The 19,858-nt window shown below is 66.7% G+C and carries 21 protein-coding genes; 15 read left to right on the top strand and 6 right to left on the bottom strand.

Going from position 1 to position 19,858, the window contains the following annotated elements:
* The first annotated feature begins 4 nt into the window (after positions 1-4).
* From LC407_RS07960 to LC407_RS07945, 4 genes are all read left to right on the top strand, one after another.
* Entirely contained in the window at positions 5-418 is a 414-nt protein-coding gene (locus LC407_RS07960) for a biopolymer transporter ExbD (RefSeq protein WP_223482579.1), read from the top strand.
* A 3-nt stretch (positions 419-421) separates the two neighbouring features.
* On the top strand, positions 422-1,123 hold the full coding sequence (locus LC407_RS07955; RefSeq protein ID WP_051501606.1) for a cell envelope integrity protein TolA: 702 nt from the start codon (positions 422-424) through the stop codon (positions 1,121-1,123).
* 42 nt (positions 1,124-1,165) lie between these two features.
* Positions 1,166-2,905 (top strand): putative porin, encoded by a 1,740-nt coding sequence (locus LC407_RS07950; RefSeq protein WP_223482578.1) that lies wholly within the window; start codon positions 1,166-1,168, stop codon positions 2,903-2,905.
* A gap of 96 nt (positions 2,906-3,001) precedes the next feature.
* The gene (locus LC407_RS07945) at positions 3,002-3,331 is read left to right on the top strand and encodes a hypothetical protein (RefSeq protein WP_025874385.1); all 330 of its coding nucleotides are present in this window, start codon (positions 3,002-3,004) and stop codon (positions 3,329-3,331) included.
* Between the two features lie 78 nt (positions 3,332-3,409).
* Here the strand turns inward: LC407_RS07945 and LC407_RS07940 are convergent, their stop codons facing one another.
* The 4 genes from LC407_RS07940 to LC407_RS07925 all read right to left on the bottom strand — a co-directional run bounded on the left by LC407_RS07940 (position 3,410) and on the right by LC407_RS07925 (position 6,226).
* A complete protein-coding gene (locus LC407_RS07940; RefSeq protein ID WP_025874386.1) occupies positions 3,410-3,808 on the bottom strand; it encodes an OsmC family protein in 399 nt (132 codons plus the stop codon).
* A gap of 80 nt (positions 3,809-3,888) precedes the next feature.
* Positions 3,889-4,530 carry a hydrolase gene (locus LC407_RS07935; RefSeq protein WP_025874387.1) on the bottom strand — a complete coding sequence of 214 codons (642 nt, stop codon included), beginning with the start codon at positions 4,528-4,530 and terminating at the stop codon, positions 3,889-3,891.
* Positions 4,531-4,609: 79 nt separating this feature from the next.
* Complete coding sequence (locus LC407_RS07930) at positions 4,610-5,290, bottom strand: isochorismatase family protein (RefSeq protein ID WP_223482577.1); 681 nt, start codon at positions 5,288-5,290, stop codon at positions 4,610-4,612.
* A 69-nt stretch (positions 5,291-5,359) separates the two neighbouring features.
* Positions 5,360-6,226: a pirin family protein gene (locus LC407_RS07925; RefSeq protein ID WP_134832649.1), complete on the bottom strand. Its 867-nt coding sequence runs from the start codon at positions 6,224-6,226 to the stop codon at positions 5,360-5,362.
* Between the two features lie 150 nt (positions 6,227-6,376).
* Here LC407_RS07925 and LC407_RS07920 point away from each other — a divergent pair, with 150 nt between their 5' ends.
* The 9 genes from LC407_RS07920 (at position 6,377) to LC407_RS07880 (ending at position 16,479) form a co-directional block, all read left to right on the top strand.
* Positions 6,377-7,303 (top strand): LysR family transcriptional regulator, encoded by a 927-nt coding sequence (locus LC407_RS07920; protein ID WP_025874390.1) that lies wholly within the window; start codon positions 6,377-6,379, stop codon positions 7,301-7,303.
* A gap of 122 nt (positions 7,304-7,425) precedes the next feature.
* On the top strand, positions 7,426-7,929 hold the full coding sequence (locus LC407_RS07915; RefSeq protein ID WP_025874391.1) for an RNA polymerase sigma factor: 504 nt from the start codon (positions 7,426-7,428) through the stop codon (positions 7,927-7,929).
* Between the two features lie 82 nt (positions 7,930-8,011).
* Entirely contained in the window at positions 8,012-8,965 is a 954-nt protein-coding gene (locus tag LC407_RS07910; RefSeq protein ID WP_223482576.1) for a FecR domain-containing protein, read from the top strand.
* Positions 8,966-9,240: 275 nt separating this feature from the next.
* Entirely contained in the window at positions 9,241-12,351 is a 3,111-nt protein-coding gene (locus LC407_RS07905; protein WP_223482575.1) for a TonB-dependent receptor, read from the top strand.
* 56 nt (positions 12,352-12,407) lie between these two features.
* Positions 12,408-13,172 carry a Slam-dependent surface lipoprotein gene (locus tag LC407_RS07900; protein ID WP_223482574.1) on the top strand — a complete coding sequence of 255 codons (765 nt, stop codon included), beginning with the start codon at positions 12,408-12,410 and terminating at the stop codon, positions 13,170-13,172.
* Positions 13,173-13,262: 90 nt separating this feature from the next.
* Positions 13,263-14,723 carry a porin family protein gene (locus LC407_RS07895; protein ID WP_223482573.1) on the top strand — a complete coding sequence of 487 codons (1,461 nt, stop codon included), beginning with the start codon at positions 13,263-13,265 and terminating at the stop codon, positions 14,721-14,723.
* 101 nt (positions 14,724-14,824) lie between these two features.
* Entirely contained in the window at positions 14,825-15,166 is a 342-nt protein-coding gene (locus LC407_RS07890; protein WP_218787598.1) for a type II toxin-antitoxin system prevent-host-death family antitoxin, read from the top strand.
* 3 nt (positions 15,167-15,169) lie between these two features.
* The gene (locus LC407_RS07885) at positions 15,170-15,823 is read left to right on the top strand and encodes a hypothetical protein (protein WP_088100079.1); all 654 of its coding nucleotides are present in this window, start codon (positions 15,170-15,172) and stop codon (positions 15,821-15,823) included.
* A gap of 35 nt (positions 15,824-15,858) precedes the next feature.
* Positions 15,859-16,479: a hypothetical protein gene (locus LC407_RS07880; RefSeq protein WP_025874398.1), complete on the top strand. Its 621-nt coding sequence runs from the start codon at positions 15,859-15,861 to the stop codon at positions 16,477-16,479.
* A gap of 49 nt (positions 16,480-16,528) precedes the next feature.
* Here LC407_RS07880 and proP read toward each other — a convergent pair whose 3' ends face one another.
* Complete coding sequence (proP, locus tag LC407_RS07875; RefSeq protein ID WP_025874399.1) at positions 16,529-18,016, bottom strand: glycine betaine/L-proline transporter ProP; 1,488 nt, start codon at positions 18,014-18,016, stop codon at positions 16,529-16,531.
* A gap of 587 nt (positions 18,017-18,603) precedes the next feature.
* Between proP and LC407_RS07870 the strand changes: the two genes are divergently transcribed.
* Entirely contained in the window at positions 18,604-19,020 is a 417-nt protein-coding gene (locus tag LC407_RS07870) for a host attachment family protein (protein ID WP_032974590.1), read from the top strand.
* Positions 19,021-19,025: 5 nt separating this feature from the next.
* Positions 19,026-19,349 (top strand): thioredoxin family protein, encoded by a 324-nt coding sequence (locus LC407_RS07865; RefSeq protein ID WP_134832644.1) that lies wholly within the window; start codon positions 19,026-19,028, stop codon positions 19,347-19,349.
* A 66-nt stretch (positions 19,350-19,415) separates the two neighbouring features.
* Here LC407_RS07865 and LC407_RS07860 read toward each other — a convergent pair whose 3' ends face one another.
* A complete protein-coding gene (locus LC407_RS07860; protein ID WP_025874402.1) occupies positions 19,416-19,664 on the bottom strand; it encodes a hypothetical protein in 249 nt (82 codons plus the stop codon).
* Between the last annotated feature and the right edge of the window lie 194 nt (positions 19,665-19,858).

Here is a 19,858-nt window from a genome sequence, read left to right as displayed (position 1 = left end):
GGCCATGGGCTACAAGGCGAAGTTCGGCATCAAGAAGCGCGAGAAGGGCATCAACGTGACGCCCTTCGTCGACGTGCTGCTGGTGGTGTTGGTGATCTTCATCCTGACCAGCAACGCCTCCATTCCCGGCATCGAGGTCAACCTGCCGAAGGCCAGCAACAGCACCGCACTGGAGAAGCCCAAGACCAAGGTGATCACCATCGACCCCAGTGGCCAGGTGTTCCTGGATGCCTACCCGGTGACGATGACCGAGCTGGAGGACCGCCTGCGCACCGAACGGGCAACCTCGCCGGATTTCCCGGTGATCGTGCGCGGTGATGCGCAGGTTCAGTACGCACGCGTGGTCGAGGTGCTGGATCTGCTGCGCCGGCTGGAGCTGGCCCAGGTCGGCCTGGTCACCGGCAAGGCGCAGGGCTGAGGCATGGCCGGTCATCGACCACCCCTGCAGGAGCCCGGTACGCGCGGACGCCAGTTGCTGGTGACGATCGCGCTGGTGCTGGCGGCGCTGCTGGTACTGGGTGTTGCCGTGTGGTGGCTGCTGTTCAAGGACACCGCCAGCACCCGCCGGCCGGTGGTGCAGCCGCCGATGCTGGCGTTGCCACCACCGCCGCCGCCTCCACCACCACCACCGGAAAAGCCGCCTGAGCCGGAGACGCCGCCGGAAGAGACCGTGCCCGAGCCGGAGCCGCTGGAGCAGCCAACGCCGGCCGAAGAACCGACGCCGACGCCGGACAACGCCGACCCGGTGACCATGGACGCCGATGCACAGGCCGGTGGAGACAACTTTGGCATCCAGTCGGGCAGCGGCGGTGGCTCGTCCGGCGTTGGCCGCGGCGGTGCCGGCAACGCCAGCTATGGCCGCTACCTGGGCTATCTGATGCAGCAGGCGATTTCGCGCGATGCGCGGGTCAAGCGCCTGGCGTTCCAACTGCAGGTGAATGTCTGGCTGGCGCCCGATGGCCGGCTGGAGAAGGTCGAGCTGGTGCGTGGCAGCGGCAACGAAGAGGCCGACGTGGCCGTGCTTGAAGCACTGCGACAGATCGGCAAGGTCGACCAGATGCCACCGGCGTCGCTGGATTTCCCCGCGCGCGTGCTGATCCAGGGGCGCCGTCCCGGCGCGTGACCGATGACTTCCGTGATTTCCCTTCTTTCGATGAGAACCGTGATGAACGACCACGACCGCGCTCGAACCGCATCCCGCCGCCCACGGCCGGCCCGACGGGCGTTGCTGTGCTGCGCCGTACTGCTCAGCCTGGCCGTTCCGGCCGGTGCGATGGCTGCCGAAACCACCATGGTCAAGTTGATCAAGGGGCTGATCGCCAGCGGCGCGCTCAAGCCCGAAGACGGCCAGGCCCTGTTGGTGCAGGCCGAAGCAGAAGCGGCGGCTGCGCAACGCGGCACCGCGGTCAGCACAGCCAGCAGCGGCGGCGTGGCGCTGGAAGCCGGCGACGTACGTGTGCCGTACGTGCCGCAGAGCGTGCGCGATGGCATCCGTGATGAGGTACGCCAGGACGTGATGGCGCAGGCCAAAGCCGAGGGCTGGGCCGCGCCGAACGAGGTGGCCGGGTGGACCAAGCGCATCAAGGTCAGCGGTGACATGCGTGTGCGCAGCGAATCGCGCTTCTACTCCGAGCGCAACAGCGACATCGAGACCAACTGGGCCTCGGTGAATGCCGGCAACGGCTTCGATACCAACAACAACACCAACCTGCAGCTGCCGCCGCTGCTCAACACCCGCCAGGATCGGCGCAATCTGTGGCGCATCCGCGCACGGTTGGGCATCGAAGCGACGATCGGCCAGCACACCACCGCAGGCGTGCGCCTGGCCAGCGGCAGCAGCAACGGGCCGGTGTCCACCACCGAACAGCTTGGCGGTGGCCTGGGCAAGAAGGACGTGTGGCTGGACCAGGCATGGCTGGCCTACAGCCCGGCCGACTGGTTGACGGTGCGCGGCGGACGCTTCGGCAATCCGTTCTGGACCAGCGACACGCTGTTCTCCAACGATCTGAACTTCGACGGCCTGGCGGCCAATCTCAGCTACGACCTCGCCGAGGACGTCGGCCTGTTCGGCAACCTGGCTGTTGTGCCGTTGGAGTACACCTCCGACAGCACGCCCAGCCAGAGCCGGGTGAAGACGCCCAACGAGAACAAGTGGCTGTCCGGTGCGCAGGTGGGGGTGAACTGGCGCTTCAACGATGACAACAGCCTGCGTGCGGCGCTGGGCTACTACGATTTCAAGAACATCAGTAGTCGCCTGTCGTCTCCCTGCGCGCTGTACGCCGGCGCGGTCGGTTGCGATACCGACTGGTCGCGGCCGGCGTTCATGCAGAAGGGCAACACCCTGATGCTGATCCGCGACATCGCCCGCAACCCGTTGGATCCGGCCAACACGCCCACGCCGCAGTACGTGGGCCTGGCTTCTGCCTTCCGCCTGGCGACCTTCAACCTGCGCTGGGATACACAGCTTGCGCAGGACATCGGCATGCGCCTGGATGCGGACTACATCCGCAACCTGGCCTATGACAAGCAGGCCATGTTCGCGCGGGCCAACAACGGCATCGTCAACAACTACGGTGCCGGTGGCAGTGCCAGCATCGACACCTTCCGCAGCGGCGACGCCGCCTGGATGCTGCAAGCCACCTTCGGCGCCACCGAGCTGAAGGAGAAGGGCCAGTGGCAGGCCCTGCTGGGCTACAAGCGGATCGAGGCCGATGCACTGCCCGATGCCTACAACGATCCGAACTTCCACCTGGGCGGCACCAATGCGCGCGGCTACTACGTGGGCGGCGCCTATGCGCTGGACGCGCGCAGCTGGATCAGCGGCAAGTGGATGGCGGCCAAGGAAGTGTCGGGCCCGCCGTTGTCGATCGACGTGTTCCAGCTGGAGTTCAATACCGGTTTCTGATCGGACAGCGTGACCACAGTCACGACACGTGTGGCGGGGGCGCGGCAATGCGCCCGTCTAGGAAAGGAGACCACGCGTTGCACAAAGGAGGAGTGGATGAGCCGTCGCAAACTGTTCGAGAGTTCCGAGCCCGCCGCGCAGGCACTGGGCATCGGGCCGGCCTATGTCTCGGTGGAGGGATTGCGCCAGCATCTGGCCGAATTCCTGCTGTATGCAGGACGGCCGGTCGTCATCATGCGCGGGCGCAGCGAGGTCGGCTATTTCCTGCCGGCACGCTGCTGGCGCCAGCGCGAGGATGATCCGCTGGCTGCCGCCGCGGCCGATCAGCTGCTCGATGCCGCCGGCTTCCAGGTCGAAGACATCCAGCAGGTCGAACAGGAATTCAACGCCATGCGCCAGCGCACCGTGCTGCATTCGCGGCGTTGAAACCAGGGCCGCCGGGCATGGCCCGGCGCTACCTGATGGCGCCAGGCTCCTCCGGTAGCGCCGGGCCATGCCCGGCGATCAGGCAGCAGCCCCGCGCTCGCTGGTGATCCGTGCACCTTCGCGCATCACCAGCGTCACCGGGGTCTTTTCCACCACCTCCAGCAAGCGCTGCCACTGCGCATCGCTCAGCTCGGCGGTGGCATGCAGCACGCGGTGCACATGGAAGCGTCCATCCGCATCACGTTCGGAACGCAGCTCGGCGTGGAACTCGCCCAGCTCCCAGCCCTTGCGCTGCGCGTACATGCGCAGGGTGATGGCGGTACACGCGGCCAGCGAGGCCAGGTACAGGTCGAACGGGGCGAAGCCCTTGCCCTGGCCGCCGAGCGAAGCGGGTTCATCGGCCGCGACATCGAAATGGCCGTTGCTGATGTGGTGCAGGTAGTTGTCGGCGGTCGAAACAATGCGTGCGTAGGCCATGGAAATCCCCGGTGGTAGGGCCGAGCCATGCTCGGTTGCAGGAAAAGGCGGCGCCAGCCGGAGCCGGAGCCGCCAAGGAATCACTCGGTACGATCGTACGAGAACTGGATGCCGGCCGTGCCACCGGTTTCGATGAAGAGATTCATGAAGGCCGGCACGGTCTCCGCCCGTACCCAGTCGCGCTGCAGTTCGCAGAACAGCTGCGTCACGCTGATCAACTGGCCGCCGGCCTGTTCGATGCGGCGCAGCGCGGCATCATGCGCGGCCAGCGACGTGCCGCCCACCGCGTCGACCACCACGTAGACCTCATAGCCTTCCTTCAGCGCATCCAGCGCGGGGAAGGTCAGGCAGGCTTCGGTCCACAGCGCGGTCATGATGAGTTTCCTGCGGCCGGTGGCCTTCACCGCCTTGCGGAACTCGACATCTTCCCAGGAGTTGATGGTGGTGCGGTCGTAGGTCGGGTAGTCGCCCAGCACCTTGCGCAGCTGCGCGATCGGCGGCTTGTTCAGGCCGGTCTGCACGTTCACGGTCGAATGCACGATCGGCAGGCCGTAGGCGACCGCCGCCTTGGCAGTGCCGACGATGTTGTTGACCAGCAGCTGGCGGTCCATCGAGGCGATGGAGTTCACCTGTACCGGCTGGTAGTCGATGATGATGAAGGCGGAATTCTGCGGGGTCAGCAGGTGGTCGCTGACGGGGTCGCGGATCGGTTCACTGGCCATGGGGGTGTCCTGGTCGGGGTTGGCTTGCGGTGGTGCCGGCGGCGTGCCGGCAGGCGGAAATCGCCGTGGATGCAGCGGCTCAGCTACGCTGCGAATCCAGCTGCTCGTAGTTCTTCTGCACGTCCTGCGCTTTCTGGTAGCTCTCGATCAGCAGCTGGTAGTTGGGGAAGATCTGCGTGTAGATCGCGGCCCACTGCTGGGCGTCCTCGCGGTTCCAGGTGCGCTGGATTTCCGAGGCGACCGCAGCGGTATCCATCGGCACCACACCGGCCTGCACCACGCGCGCCAGGGTGATTTCCTCGGCCATCTTCGAATAGGTCCCGGAGGCATCGACCACCGCGAACACCTGGTAGCCGTCGGCGACGGCGGCAATCGAGGGGAAGGCCATGCAGACGCTGGTGATGGTGCCGGCAATGATCAGCTGGCTGCGCCCGGTGGCCTTCACCGCGGCGACGAATTCGGGGTTGTCCCAGGCGTTGATCTCGCCCCGTCGCGCTACGTATTGCGCATGCGGTGCGGCGTCATGGATCTCCGGGATCAGCGGGCCGTTCGGCCCCTGCGGTACCGACGCGGTGGTGATCACCGGCATCTTCGCCAGCGCGGCCATCTTCGCCAGGGCGGTGGCGTGCGCGCGTACCGAAGTGAACGGCATGTCACCGATGGTCTGGAACAGGCCACTCTGGTGGTCGATCAGCAGCATCGCGGCGTTGTCCGGGTCGATCACCGGGCGGGCGCCGTTGAAGTTGGCGGGGGTACTCATGGTCAGTCTCCTGGGGAGGGGGCGAAGGCCCGGAATGCGGCGGGCGGTTGCCCGCCGCAATGCAGTGGATCAGTGCGCGATCTGGCCGAAGCGGCCGCCGTTGAAATCGTTGACGGCCTGGCTGATCTCGGCCTGGGTGTTCATCACGAACGGGCCATAGCCCACCACCGGCTCGTCGATGGGTTCGCCGCTGAGCAGCAGCACGGTGGCGTCGCTGTCGGCGTCGATGAACACGTCTTCGCCGCTGCGGTCGAAGGTCACCAGCTGTGCTTCGCCGACTGCTTGGCCACCGTTGATCCGCACCGTGCCCTTCAACACCACCAGCGCCAGGGTGCGGCCGTCGGCCACCGGCAGCTCGGCGTGCTGGCCCTGCAGCAGGCGGATGTCCCACACGTCCATCGGGGTATGCGTGCGGGCCGGACCGGCATGGCCATCGAATGTCCCGGCGATGACGCGTACGCGGCCGGCACCGTCGGGCAAGGCCACTGAAGGAATCTGCGCATCGAGCAGGGTCTGGTAGCCCGGTGCGCCCATCTTGTCCTTGGCGGGCAGGTTCACCCACAGCTGCACCATGTCCAGGGTGCCGCCGCGCTTGCTGAATTCCGGCGTGTGGAATTCCTCGTGGAGGATGCCGGAGGCAGCGGTCATCCACTGCACGTCACCCGGGCCGATGGTGCCGCCGGCACCCGTCGAGTCGCGATGGGCCACCTCGCCTTCGTAGACGATGGTGACCGTCTCGAAGCCGCGATGCGGATGCTGGCCGACCCCGCGCGGGGTCTCGCTGGGCGGGAAACTGTACGGCCCGGCGTAGTCCAGCAGCAGGAACGGGCTCAGGTGCTGGCCGTGGGTGTTGTAGGAGAACATCGAACGGGCGGGGAAGCCGTCGCCCACCCAGTGCGGGCGGGGGGCGCTGTAGGTACCGGTGACACGCTTCATGGCGATCTCCTGACCGGGGCAACCGGTCGCTGTTTTTCGTTGCGGAGACGATATCGACGTGACAATGGCCCCGGTAGTCGGCAGAATTTGCCGTCATAGTCCCATTTTGTGAACGATGCAGGCCCAGCAAGGGCCGCAGGAGATCGTCCCGTGTTCATCGCCGACATCCGCCGCTGCGATCTGAACGACCTGTTCTACTTCGCCATGGTGGTCGAGCATGGCGGCTTCTCGCAGGCCGGGCGCGCGCTGGCGATGCCCAAGTCCAAGCTCAGCCGCCGCATTGCCCTGCTGGAGGAGCGGCTGGGTGTCCGCCTGATCCAACGTTCGACCCGCCGCTTCTCGGTCACCGAGATCGGCCAGGACTACTACCGGCACTGCAAGGCGATGCTGGTGGAGGCCGAAGCGGCCGAGGAGGCCATCGCGCTCTCGCGTGCCGAGCCACGGGGCACCCTGCGGCTGGCCTGTCCGATCGCACTGCTGCACGCGCGCGTTGGCGCCATGCTGGCTGACTTCCTGGCCCTGCATCCGCAGGTGACCCTGCAGCTGGATGCCACCAACCGGCGCGTGGACGTGGTGGGCGAGGGCGTGGATGTGGCCATCCGCGTGCGCCCGCCACCGCTGGAGGACAGCGATCTGGTGGTGCGCGTGCTGGCCCGCCGCATCTGGTGCACCGCTGCCAGCCCGGCCTTGCTCAAGCGCATGGGTACGCCGAAAGTGCCGGCTGATCTGGCGATGATGCCGACCGTGGACCTGGCATCGCCCGCCCAGGTGCATGCCTGGGAATACGCCGGGCCTGAGCAGGTGCAGGCCAGCGTGCACCACCGCCCGCGGCTGGTCAGCGATGACATGATCGCCCTGCGCAGTGCGGCGGTGGCGGGTGTGGGCGTGCTGATGCTGCCGCGGATGATGATCACCGACGAACTGGCCAGCGGCGCGCTGGTGCCGATCCTGCCGCAGTGGCAGCCCAGGCACGGCATCGTGCATGCGGTGTTCCCGTCGCGGCGCGGCCTGCTGCCGGCGGTACGCGCGTTGATCGATTACCTGGCCGAGCGTTTCGAGGCGCTGGAAGAGCCGTAGATCCAGGCCGTGCGTGCAGCGTGGCGGATGACCGGGGGTGCAGGATCGACGGTTGCCGCCTACACTCCCGGTCCGGACCGTCGCCATCACGCCCATCATTCCCCGGTCCGGCCTTGGCACTTATGTCTCCCAATGCCCTGGCGCTGATCGAGCTGTTGATCCGCGAGCGCCGTGCGTTGTCCCGCTTCATTGCCCGCTACCTCGATCCGGCCAGTACCGAGGACACCCTGCAGAACCTTTATCTGAAGGCCAGCAGCGTGCCCGGCGATCCGCCGATCCTGGAACCGCGCGGGTACCTGTACCGCATGGCCTACCACCACGCGCTCAACCGCAGCCAGGCCGACGCACGCGAACGGCGGGCGATGGCGGAGTACGCCAGCGACCTGGCCGATGCCAGCACTGATGGCCAGGCGCAGGCGCTGGACCAGGCCCAGCTGCGCGAGATCAGCCAGACCATCCTGGCGCTGCCGCCGCAGGTGCGCGAGTGCTTCGTGCTCAACCGCTACCTGGGGCTGAGCGAACGCGAGATCGCCGAGCGCCTGGGTATTTCCAAGAGCGTGGTGGGCAAGTACGTGATGCGCGCGGCCCTGCTCATCCAGCAGCACCAGCGGGGAAGCCGCGCATGACCGGCATGTGCCGTGGGCAGATGCCGCTCGCCGTTGTCTCAACTGTAAGGCGCACCCGTTGGTGGTGCCGCAGGCCACAATCATGACTACGTCCATACCCTCGCCGCGTCAGGCCAGGCAGGCGTTGCGCTGGGTGATACGGTGCAATGCGGGCCGGTTGCCGGAGCGCCAGCAACGCGCCCTGCAACGCTGGCTGCAGGCCGATCCCCGGCATGCCGATGCCTGGCGCCAGCAGCAGGCCTTCTGGCAAGGCCTGGATGCCGCCGGCCCGGATGTCCTGGCTGCGCTTCCGGAGCTGACAGCCGAACCCGCGCTGCGGCCGCTGCAGCCGCGTCGTCGAGCGCCTTGGCTGCTGGCCAGTGCGGCGGTGCTGCTGCTTTCGGTAACAGCGGCGCCGCACGCGTGGCTGCTGGTCCGCAGCGACGTGCGCAGCGACAACGCGCCGCGCACGGTGCAGCTGCAGGATGGCAGCACTGCCATATTGGATGCAGGCAGCGCGCTGGCGCTTGATTTCAGCGCCGGCCAGCGCCGCCTGCAGTTGCTGCGTGGCAGGGCCTGGTTCCAGGTGGCGCACGAAGCACGACCGTTCCGGGTGGAGGCCGGCGGTGGCGAGATCCGTGACATCGGCACGGCGTTCAGCGTTGCACTGCAGGATGCCGTGGTGACCACCGAGGTCAGCCAGGGCGAAGTGGAGATCAGGCCGGGTCATGTCGCCGCGCAGCGGCTGCAGGCGGGGCAGGCACGCGCGTTCCGTGATGGCCGTTGGCTGCAGCCGTTGCAGCTGGCCGATGTGGAGGCCATCGCACCGTGGCGACGCGGCGAGATCGTCATTGATGATCTGCCTGCGCAACAGGCGATCGAGCGCCTTGCCCGCTATCGGCGTGCGCCGGTCTGGGTTCTGCACGGTCAGGGCGCGCAGGTGGCGGTGAGTGGGTTGTTCCACCTGCAGCAGCCGGATGCGGCGATTGCCGCAGTGGCCCAGCAGGCCGGTCTGCGCAGCCAGCGCTTGCCGGGCGGCGCGTTGTTGGTGTGGTGATGCCACCGGGGTAGCGGGTGAGTTCATCCACGCATGGCGTGGATCTACTGGCGTGATTCGTGTTCATCCACGCATGGCGTGGATCTACTCGGGCGCATGGTAGATCCACGCCATGCGTGGATGATCTGTCGATCAACGAAAAAAACCGTGGGCAGATCCGATCCCACCTTGTCTCTAGTGGTATAGCCAGAGCGAAACCGCGTTTCTTCTCAAGCCAACCGAACCGCGTGCACCCGACGTGCGCACGGTCCCGCCACCTTGAGGAGTCACCGTTCATGCCGTTCCCGGCATCCGCCCGTCATCGCCGCGCCACCATCCTCGCCCTGGCCATCGCCACGGCACTGGTTCCCTTCGCTTGGGCGCCGACCGCCCGCGCCCAGGCCGCTACCGCCTCCGTGCGCGCGTATGCCATCCCCGAACAAGCCCTGGCCGACGCAGTGCGCAGCTTCGGTCGCCAGTCGCAGGTGCAGGTGGTGTTCCGCAGCGATCTGGTGGAAGGGCGGCGCTCGCGCGCAGTGCAGGGCCAGTACAGCCCCGCCGAGGCACTGGACCAGTTGCTGCAGGGCAGTGGCCTGCGCGCGCAGCAGGAGCCGGGCGGTACCTGGACCCTGCAGGCCGCCGCCGATGACGGCGGGGTGGTGGTCACCGACACGCTGAAGGTGGGCGGACGCCTGCAGGCCGACGGCGGCGAAACACGTGATCGTTGGGGATACGACGACGTGTTCGCGCTCGACCTGAGCACGGCCTATTCCGGTCGCGACCGGGTGGAGCGCTATCGCGGTGCCAACCCGGCCGACGTGGTCAAGGACCTGGTCGGTGTGTTCAGCGGCGACGCCCGCAACAGCGGCGCACTGGACCTCAACATCCGCGGCATCCAGGGGCCGGGGCGGGTGCCGGTCAGCATCGACGGCGGCGAGCAGGCACTGACCGTATGGCGGGGCTACAACGGCGTCAGCAACCGCAACTACATCGATCCCAACCTGATTGGTGGCATCCAGGTCATCAAGGGGCCAGCGTTGGTGCGCGATGTACACAGCGGTATCGGCGGAGCGATGGTCATCAAGACCCTCGACGTCGACGACATCGTGCCGGCCGGCGAGCGCTTCGGCGGGGAGCTGAAGATCGAAGGCAGCAGCAATGCGGTCTCGCCGCGCCTGCCACGGCTGCACACCGGCGAGGACTACCGCACGGTGGAGGGGTTCCCGCAGTCGTCGCCGGCCTCGCCCTATGCTGACCGCACCCTGGTGGTGCCAGTGAAATCGCGCAGTGGTGACAACCCGTTCGATGGCGATGACCAGGCCTGGCGCCTGGCGCTGGGCTGGCGCGGTGAGCGGGTGGACGTGATGGCCGCCTACGCGTGGCGCAAGCGCGGCAACTATTTCTCCGGCAGCAAGGGCAGTGCGTACTACGACCAGGACCCGCGCGAGCAGTACGAATACCAGGGCATCGACTACATCACCACGCTGGCGCGCTACTTCAAGCCGGGTGATGAAGTGCCCAACACGTCCAGCGAACAGGAGTCGTGGCTGCTGAAGGCCACCTGGCAGATCACCGACGACCAGCAGCTCAAGGCCACCTGGCGGCACACGCTTTCGCACTATGGCGAGATCATGCCCTCGCGCATCCTGTCCGCACCGGATTACGGGCGCATCCAGTGGCCGCTCAGCCGGGTCGATTCCGATGCCTGGAACCTGGAATACCGCTGGCAGCCGGCCGGCAGTCGTTGGCTCGACCTGCGCGCCAACCTGTGGCGAACTGAAACCAAAAGCGATACCTACACCGCTGGTGGCTTCCCCAACTTCGCCTCGGGCAACCCCGATTGGGATCCCAGCCGCAGCCCGATCCTGCGCAACACCGCGCTGGCCAATGCCCGCAACGACCGTACCGGGCTGACCCTGAGCAACCGCTTCGGCCTGCATTCCACGCTTGACCTGACCGTGGGTGGCAACTGGCAGTACGAAACACTGCGCTCGGGCGATCCGTACTTCGGCGTAACCGACGGCTGGCGCATGTACCCACGCGCCGGTCGGCGCCAGGAAGGCGAGGGCTACCTGAGCCTGGAATGGCGGCCGGTCGAGTTCCTTACCCTCAACGCCGGTGTGCGCTACAGCCGCTACTGGGCGTTCGACGATTTCCTGCAGGCGCATCCGGAGCTGCTGACCCGCAGTGTCGGCAGCAAGGAGGCGCGCTACCGGGTCAATGAGCTGCCACCACGCCCCACCAGCCTGCAGGGAGAGATCGATGCGATCGAATCGGAGCGTGAGTTCTGGGAAAGCATCGGCATGGGCTCGCTGGTCGACGACCTGCTGAAGAACCTGCTGGGCAAGTACGAAACGCCGGTGCCGGTGGAGCACAGCATCGCCTGGGCAGCGGATGCCGATGGCAATTACACGCGAGCCAGCAACCCGTGCCTCAACGGCCAGGTGGCCGCCATCCCCGGGTTGCTGCCGATGGTGCTCGGTACCGACCAGACCTGCCGGGTGCAGAACGCCGTGCAGGGGCAGGCGGTGCAGGCGCACAACAGCCGCCGCCGCGACCATGCCTGGCTGCCCACGTTCTCGGCCACCGTGCATTTCTCGCCTGCTGCGCGCCTGTATGTCCGCTACACCGAGGCCAAGCGCTTCCCCAGCATGTTCGAAAGCACCATCGCGTTTTCCAGCAGCCTCAATCCGCTGTATCCGCTCAAGCCCGAACACGCTTACAACTACGAGCTGGGTTATGTGCACAACCTCTCTGCGCTGTTCGACGGCACCGCCGATGCGGACGTAAAGCTCAGCTACTACGTACAGAAAACCCGCGATGTGATCGAGCGCGATGCGTATTTCCTGTTCGACAACATCGACAAGCAGACCCTGCGCGGCATTGAGCTGCAGGCGCGCTTCGACAACCGTCGCTTCTTCAGCGACCTGGGCATCGCCCGCACCCTTGAAAACAAAGTGTGCGACGAAAGCACCGCAGTGCAGCTGGATGCCAACCGTGGCCTGGTGCCCAACTGCGTGCAGGATGGCTTCGTCGGTGGTTACTTGCTGACCCAGGCCGTGCCGAAGCTGTCGGTGAACCTGTCGCTGGGCACCCGCCTGTTCGACGAGCGGCTGGAACTGGGCAGCCGCATCGTGCACTACCAGCGTCACCACAACCCGGACCTGCAGGCCTACCGCGACCGCTTGCTGGCCGGCGGCAGCAGCCTGCTATGGCAGAACGTGCCGTTCACCTGGGGAAACATCACCACGGTGGATGCCTATGCGCGCTGGCGCTTCAACGACCACGCCAGCGTCGAACTGGTCGGCAGCAATCTCGGCAACCGCTACTACGTCGACCCGGCCACGCGCTCCACGCTGCCGGCGCCCGGTCGCACCCTCAAGCTCGCAGTCACCGCGCGCTTCTGACGCCTCACCGATTCAAGCGTTGTACCTGTAGTTCCCTCAATCCAAGGAGTTCTTCCATGAAAATGTTCTCCCGCTCCCTGCTCACCGTGGCCGCCAGCCTGGCCCTGGCCGGTGCCGCCCACGCTGCCGATATCGTCGGCGCCGCCAGCGCCGTCACCGATCCGCAGTTGAACGTCAATGTCGGCGAATCGCAGGTCAATGGTGGCCCGCACGTCGCTGGCAAGGCCGGCATCGGCGTCGGCACCGTGTCCGGTGGCACCCGCGTGGACTTCCAGGGCCTGAGCGCCTATTCGGCACCCACCACCGTCAACGGCACCACCGTGCGCACCCTGGCCATGCCGATCACCGGCACCCCGGGCAACCACGCAGGCATGGGCCACTTCAACTTCGTCAAGGTGGGCAGCGGCGATGTCTGGTTTGGTGAATGGTCCAAGGATGGCGCCGCCGCTGGCTTCAACAACCGCCAGGTCTATTTCGCTGGTGACCGTGCAGGCACCACGTTGCCGGCAGGCGTGGCCACCTACAGCGTGGCGGGCCTGAACAAGTTCAACGGCAGCAACCTGCTGACCGGTGCGTTCCGCGCCGACTTCGGTGCCGGCACCCTGCGCGGCCAGATCGCCGGTGGCGGCCTGACCGTGGGCGTCAACGCTGCCATCAACAGCGCCAATGCGTCCTTCGCAGGCACGGCCGTGGCCAACGGCTCGGTGTCGGGCAGCACCCAGGGCCAGTTCTTCGGTGCCAACGCCGCCACCCTGGCCGGCATCGCCACCTTCGCCGGCAACAGCCAGTACGACACCGCCTTCGGCGGCAGCAAGAACTGATCGCCACGCCCCTGACGGGGCAGGGCAGGGACAAGCCGCGATCCGCCAGTCCCTGCTTCGGCCCGCGATAGTGCTTCAACCGGATCGAACATGCGCCACCTTCTCTTTCTTGTCGTCCTGCTGCTGGTCTGGCCGCTCAACAATGCCCACGCGCAGCAGGATGACCTGCGCCGTGTGCTCGAACAGGGCAGCGAGCTGCGTCATCAACAGCAGGACCAGCAGCGCCTGCGCCAGGCCGAACACGAGCGACCGACCATCACCCTCGACGGCCAGCAGTACCGCGTGGAGCGCACTGTCGACGACCTCGGCCAGGCGCTCTATCTCGCGCTGCAGCACCAGCAATGGCAGGCCGCGGCCGCCTTCCTTGCCGAGTACATCGAACTGCCTGGCCACGATCCGCTGCTGCGCCACTACGCGCAGGGTGCGCTGGCGCGCGTGGGTGGCCAGCACGGCAAGGCCGCGGCCGAATACGAGGCCGTGCTCGCCGCGCAGCCGGACTTCCTGCCGGCGCGGCTGGAACTGGCGCGTGTGTATGCCGAGGACCAGCGCGACCGCGATGCCATCGCCCTGTTCGAGGCGATCGCAGCCGGCATCGATGGCGGCGACCCTGCAACGGCGGGCGTGCGTACGCGGGTGGACGGCTACCTGCAGGCCCTGCATGCACGCCAGCGCTGGAAGGGTGGCATCGCCGCCGGCCCCGCCTGGAGCGACAACGTCAACCGCAGTTCGGCCAGCCGCACCTGCCTGTTTGGTGACGGCACCACCTGCTTCATCGAACGCCGGTTGCCCGATGCACAGGCAGCGTTCGGCCTGGACTACGACGCCAGCCTGGAACGGCGCCTGCCGTTGGCCGGCCACCATGGGCTGTACCTGCGCGGGCTGGCGTTCGGCCAGGCGTGGCGTGGGCACAGCGACTACAACGAGCTCAATGCCAGCGTGCAGGCCGGCTACAGCTGGCGCAGCGCACGGCATACCTTGCTGCTGGCGCCCAGCTACGATTACCAGGGGCTCGGCAACCACGCGCTGCAGGGCGGTGCCGGCATGCATGGCGAATGGCAGTTCGCCGCAGATGCGCGCAGCCTGCTGAAACTGGAAGCCGACTGGAAACGCCAGCGCTATCGACAGCAGGGCGTGGCCAGCAACTACGACGGTGAACTGGCGGCGATCTATGCCACCTGGTTCCGCGCGCTCAACCCGCGCTGGACGGTGTTTGCCGGGGCCGATCTGAGTGACAGCAGCGCCGCCGATCCCGCCAATGGCTACCGGCAACGCGGCCTGCGCCTGGGCGCAGCGCGCCAGTGGAGCGGCACCACGGCCACGGTGTTCGTGTCGCTGCGTGAGCGTGAATACGATGCCTGGAGCCCGTTGCTGGAGGCGCGTCGGCAGGACAGCGAGCAGAACCTGATCGCCATCGTGCGCAGCGAGCGCCTGGCCGTGGCTGGGCTGGTCCCCAGCCTGAGCCTGCGTTACGCACGCATCGACAGCAACGTGGACTGGCTGTACAGCCACGACCGCAGTCTGCTGAGCCTGAAATGGGAACGGGCGTTCTGAGCCGTCGGGCGCGGCGCAAAGGGGGGGGGGGGCAGTCCATTAATCCCCAATTTGGCCAAATTGAGTATAGTGGCCACATATCCTTCCGCTGGAGCCGTGCCATGACCCTCCCGCTCGACCTGCCCGGCCTGGACAAGGCCCCGGCATCCTCGGTCAAGACCCGTGGCTGGCCCAGCCTGATGCGTACCGTGCGCGAGAAGCAGGCGCTGGTCATCACCAACCACAATCACCCCGAGGCGGTGATCGTGGACATCAAGACCTACCAGGAGCTGTTGGCCAGGGCCAGCGGCAGCGACAGCGAGGAGCGCAGCAACGTGCTCTCGCGCCTGCGCAGCGAGTTCGACCAGGCGCTGGCCGGGCTGCAGCAGGGTGAGGGGCTGGGCAAGGTGATGGGCAAGCCGATCCGCCGCGGCCACAAGGTCGCGCTCGGCCGTCCGCTCTGAATCATGGGGCGGATCCTGGCGTTGGCCGGCGTCAATGGCGCCGGCAAGAGTTCGCTGCTCGGCACCTGGCTGGAGGCCGACGGCCTGGGCTGGTACAACCCGGACAGCTTCACCCGGCGCCTGGTGGAGGCGGGCTGGCCGTTGGCCGACGCCAACGCTGAAGCGTGGCAGGAGGGCGCACGACGGCTGCGCCAAGCGATCGCCGACGGCAGCGACTTCGCCTTTGAAACCACCCTGGGTGGCAACACCATCCCGCGCCTGTTGCGCGAGGCCTGCAGCCAGCATGACGTGGCGATCTGGTTCTGCGGGTTGGCCACCATCGAACTGCACGTGTCCCGCGTGGCGGCCCGAGTTGCCGCCGGTGGCCACGACATCCCGCAGGACAAGATCCGCGCACGCTTCGATTCCGCACGCGAGAACCTGTTGGCATTGATGCCGCACCTGGCCGAACTGCATGTGTATGACAACAGCGCGCCGGCCGATCGCTACGGACGTGTTGCCCCCTTGCCGGTGCTGGCGCTGGATCGCCAGGGCCTGCAGTATCCGGTGTCGGTGGTGGAGCTGCTGCACACCCCGGACTGGGCCAAGCCCATCGTCATGCGCGCCATGGAACTGCATGCCGACAGTACGCCGCTTGCCGGCCCGCCTGTGCGATGATCCGAGCCCGCAGATTCATTGATCGAGGAACACGGATGTACGAGCGGAAGCACTGGCAGGCCACTGGCCTGCGCGCGCTGGTGGCGGCCATGGCATTGACGGTGGCGGCACCGCTGCTGGCCCAGGATGCAACGCCGGCCGATGCCAAGGTCGAGGCGCCGAACGAGCCGATGAGCTACGACAAGGCGCGCCGCACCGCCGAGGCATCGCTGCGCCTGCACCCGGGCACCGACAGCCAGTACGACTACCGCCCGCTGTGGGCCGGCAATGCCGACCTTGATGGCGACGGCCGCCCGGAGATCATCTATCTCTACACCGCGACCCAGACCGGCAGCGCGATGCAGCTCAACGAGCTGGTGGTGATGACCCCGCTGGCCGAAGGCGATGCACGGGGCCAGGCCACGTCACCCGGCAAATCCGCCTATGACGACGAAACCTACGCGTTGATCCGCGCCTCGGGCTACGCCGATGACGCCAGCGTGCATATCCCCGGCGAAATGGAAACGATCACCATGGACGGTGACCGCATCCGCGTGACCTTCAACAGCACCCGCAGTTCGAAGCTGTGCGTGCGAGGCAAGGTGGCCTGCCCACCGGAAGGTCAGCATGCCTGGGTGTACCGCTGGAGCCCGGGCAAGCTGACCCGCGCCGACTAGCCCTGTGCTGACGGCAGCGCCAGGCAATGCCTGGCGCCACCGCAGCCACTCAGGCCGGGGTCACCTGTTCCGGTTCGGCCACGTCCGGCAACGGCGGCAGGGCGCGGTCCACCGTGACCGGTGCGTCGCTCTTCAACAGCGCAGCCGCCTCCTTGTCGCAGCCCACGGCCGGCGGCGAACCGCGCAGCGGCAGGCCGGCGGTTTCCTTCACGAAGATCATCGTGATCAGGCCGATCACCGCCGCGCCCATCAGGTAGTAGGCCGGTACCAGCGGATCGCCCGTGCGTTCCACCAGCCAGGCGGTCACCAGCGGCGTGGTGCCACCAAACAGCGACACCGACACGTTGAAGGCGATCGACAGCGCGCTGTAGCGCACCGGCGTATAGAACAGCGCCGGCAGCGTGGACGGCATCGAACTGGTGAAGCACACCAGCGCCAGGCCCAGCAGCATCAGGCCAAGGAAGATCAGCCCGTCGTTGCCGCTGCCCACCAGCAGCAGGCTCGGTACCGCCAGCACCAGCAGCGCGATGCAGGCGCCGATGATCATCGGCCGCCGGCCCAGCTTGTCGCTGAAAAGGCCGCCGACGATGTTCAACGGCATCATCACCAGCATCACGATGATGATCAGCAGCAGGCCCTTGCTCTCCGCATATCCCATGGTCACGCTCAGGTAGCTGGGCATGTAGGTCAGCAGCATGTAGTCGGTCACATTGAACACCAGCACCAGGCCCATGCAGACGATCAGCTGGCGGCCGTGCACGCGGAACAGGTCGACCAGGCCGGGGCGCTCATGGTCGCGCTTCTCGGCCTCTTCGGCGAACGCGCGGAACGCTGGCGTTTCCTCCAGCCGCATGCGCATGTACAGGCCCAGCAGGCCGAGAGGGCCGGCCACCAGGAACGGAATGCGCCAGCCCCAGTCCAGCATCTGCTCGCTGCTCAACAGCATGTGCAGTGCAGTCACCGTACCGGCACCGGCGATATAGCCGCCCAGCGTGCCGAACTCCAGCCAGCTGCCCATCAGGCCGCGGTTGCGGTCGGTGGAGTACTCGGCGATGAAGGTCGCCGCGCCGCCGTACTCGCCGCCGGTGGAAAAGCCCTGCACCACGCGGGCGAGCAGCAACAGCACCGGCGCCCAGATGCCGATGCGTTCATAGGAGGGAATCAGGCCGATGGCGAACGTACCCAATGCCATCATGATCATGGTGAAGGCCAGTACCTTCTGGCGCCCGTAGCGGTCGCCCAGGGGCCCGAAGACCATGCCGCCCAGCGGGCGTACCAGGAAGGCCACAGTGAACGTGGCGAACGCGGCGATCACCTGCGCGGTGGGGTTGCTGGACGGGAAGAACACCTGGCCGATGGTGACGGCAAGATAGCCATAGACACCGAAGTCGAACCATTCCATCGCATTGCCCAGTGCAGCGGCGCCGACGGCGCGCTTGAGCATGGGTTTGTCGACAACGGTGATCTCGTCGACCTTCAGATGGCGGCGGCGTTTGAACCAGCCGAAATGGGCATGGGCATCGGAGTTGTCCTGCATGGGGACTCCCTTGGAAGAATGGAAATGGCGTTGGAATGGGCGGTACGAATGTCCCGGAATTCGGAAACGGCGATGCTGGCGCAGCAGGCGCAGGGGCATCGGATGGAAGACCCGGAAGGGGGCGAAAGGTGTGTGCGATGAAACGCCGCGCACGCAACACGCATTGCCCGCTGCCAGAACGCAGAGCGACATGCGGGACGAACGGATGGGTCCGATTACGTGTCAGTGCACGCGCGGGTGGGGCAGGCGCAGGGAACAGGCGGGGCAGGGCCCGCAGGCGTCATCCGCCGGGATCCAGCGCGAGGCGATGGAAAGGCGAGGGAGAGGCAATGATGGAAAGCGAAACGCCGGTCGGCAGTGCTTCCCGCAGGCCAGCAACAGGTGCTGACGTGCAGTGGGTCGTGTCGATCATGCGTTCATGATAACGGTTACAGTGTGAGCGTGCCGAGAATCGCACCAGTACGAACGCAGCGTTCCATGATGCCTGTTCATGCACATGACCCACGCACATCGAATGAACATGTTGTGCTCGCCTCGCTCACGCCACGGCTTTTACGGTGGTCACGAACCAACGCAAGGAGTAACGCATGACCCGTCGCATTCCCGAAGGCACCCTGGTTATCGTCGCCGATGGTGGCTCGGCCCGCGTGTTCACCAACGTCGGCAACGAGCACAAGCTCACCCTTAAACAGGAAGGCGAGCTGCGCCTGCAGGACATCAGCGAACAGGGTGTGTCCGGTCAGGGGCCATCCGGTGCGGTGCCCAAGGACATGTCGATCTCGCAGCTCAACGAGGCGACCTTCGCCAAGCAGGTGGCCGAGCAGCTCAATGAAGACGCGCTCAACAACCGTTATGCGCATCTGGTGCTGATTGCCGATCCCACCACGCTGGGCCGCATCCGTCCGTTGCTGCATAAGGAGACGCAGTCTCGCTTGCTGGCCGACATCGCCAAGGATCTCACAAACGCGCCGCTGGAGGACATCCAGCGCACGCTGCAGGCGTAACCGGCATGCCGTTCATGCGTGACCATGTGGCAGCCGAGCCGGCCCGCGCGAAGGTGGATGCGCAGGCCGGTTGGCTGTTGCTGGAATTCGGTGCACCGTGGTGCGGCCATTGCCAGGCTGCACAACCGGCACTGCAGGCCTTCGTCGAGGCACATGATCTGCCGCACTGGAAGATCGAAGACGGCAAGGGCAAGCCGCTGGGCCGCTCGTTCCAGGTGAAGCTGTGGCCGACCGTGATCCTGTTGCGTGATGGCACGGAAGTGGCGCGCGTGGTGCGGCCGGTGGATGCGGCAGATCTCACCACACTGCAGAGCGCGCTGCCGGATTGAGTGGCCTCTTCAGTGGCCTCCATGGAGCCGAGCCACGCTCGGCTCATTTCCCCGGCGGTGTCCGCTTCAATGCAGCGTCACCCGCACATGCTGCTCGCGCAGCTCATGCAGCAATCGCCGGCCATGCTGGCTCAACGCCATCATCGCCACAGTGATCTTCTGCAGGCTGTAGCCCGGGCGCAGATGCGCCTGCGGGTCGGCCGGTTCGTTCTCGCCGATCATCATCGCCATGCCCTCGGCGGTGTTCAGAGCGTGCTCGATGCGGAAGAACAGGGATTCCATTTCCGGGGTCAGGATGGGCGGTTCATGCGACATGCGATGGCTCCTTGACGGACGTGGCCACCGCAAGGGTGGCGGGCGGTGCGGGGTTGGAACTTCGGCTGAGCTACGAGAAAAGCCGGAGGGCCATGCGGCCGCCGCGCACCGCCCGCCGCAGTCACGGCAAGCAGCTCTCGTAGCTCATTCCGGGGTTCCACACCCGGCAGCGGTGTTCGCGCTGCGCGGATATC

This window comes from Stenotrophomonas sp. OVS01A (assembly GCF_019969775.1).
In the GTDB taxonomy this organism is placed as follows: Bacteria; Pseudomonadota; Gammaproteobacteria; order Xanthomonadales; family Xanthomonadaceae; genus Stenotrophomonas; species Stenotrophomonas indicatrix.
The sequence above is the reverse complement of the archived record's forward strand: the minus strand, read 5'-3'. Positions and strand labels throughout refer to the sequence as shown.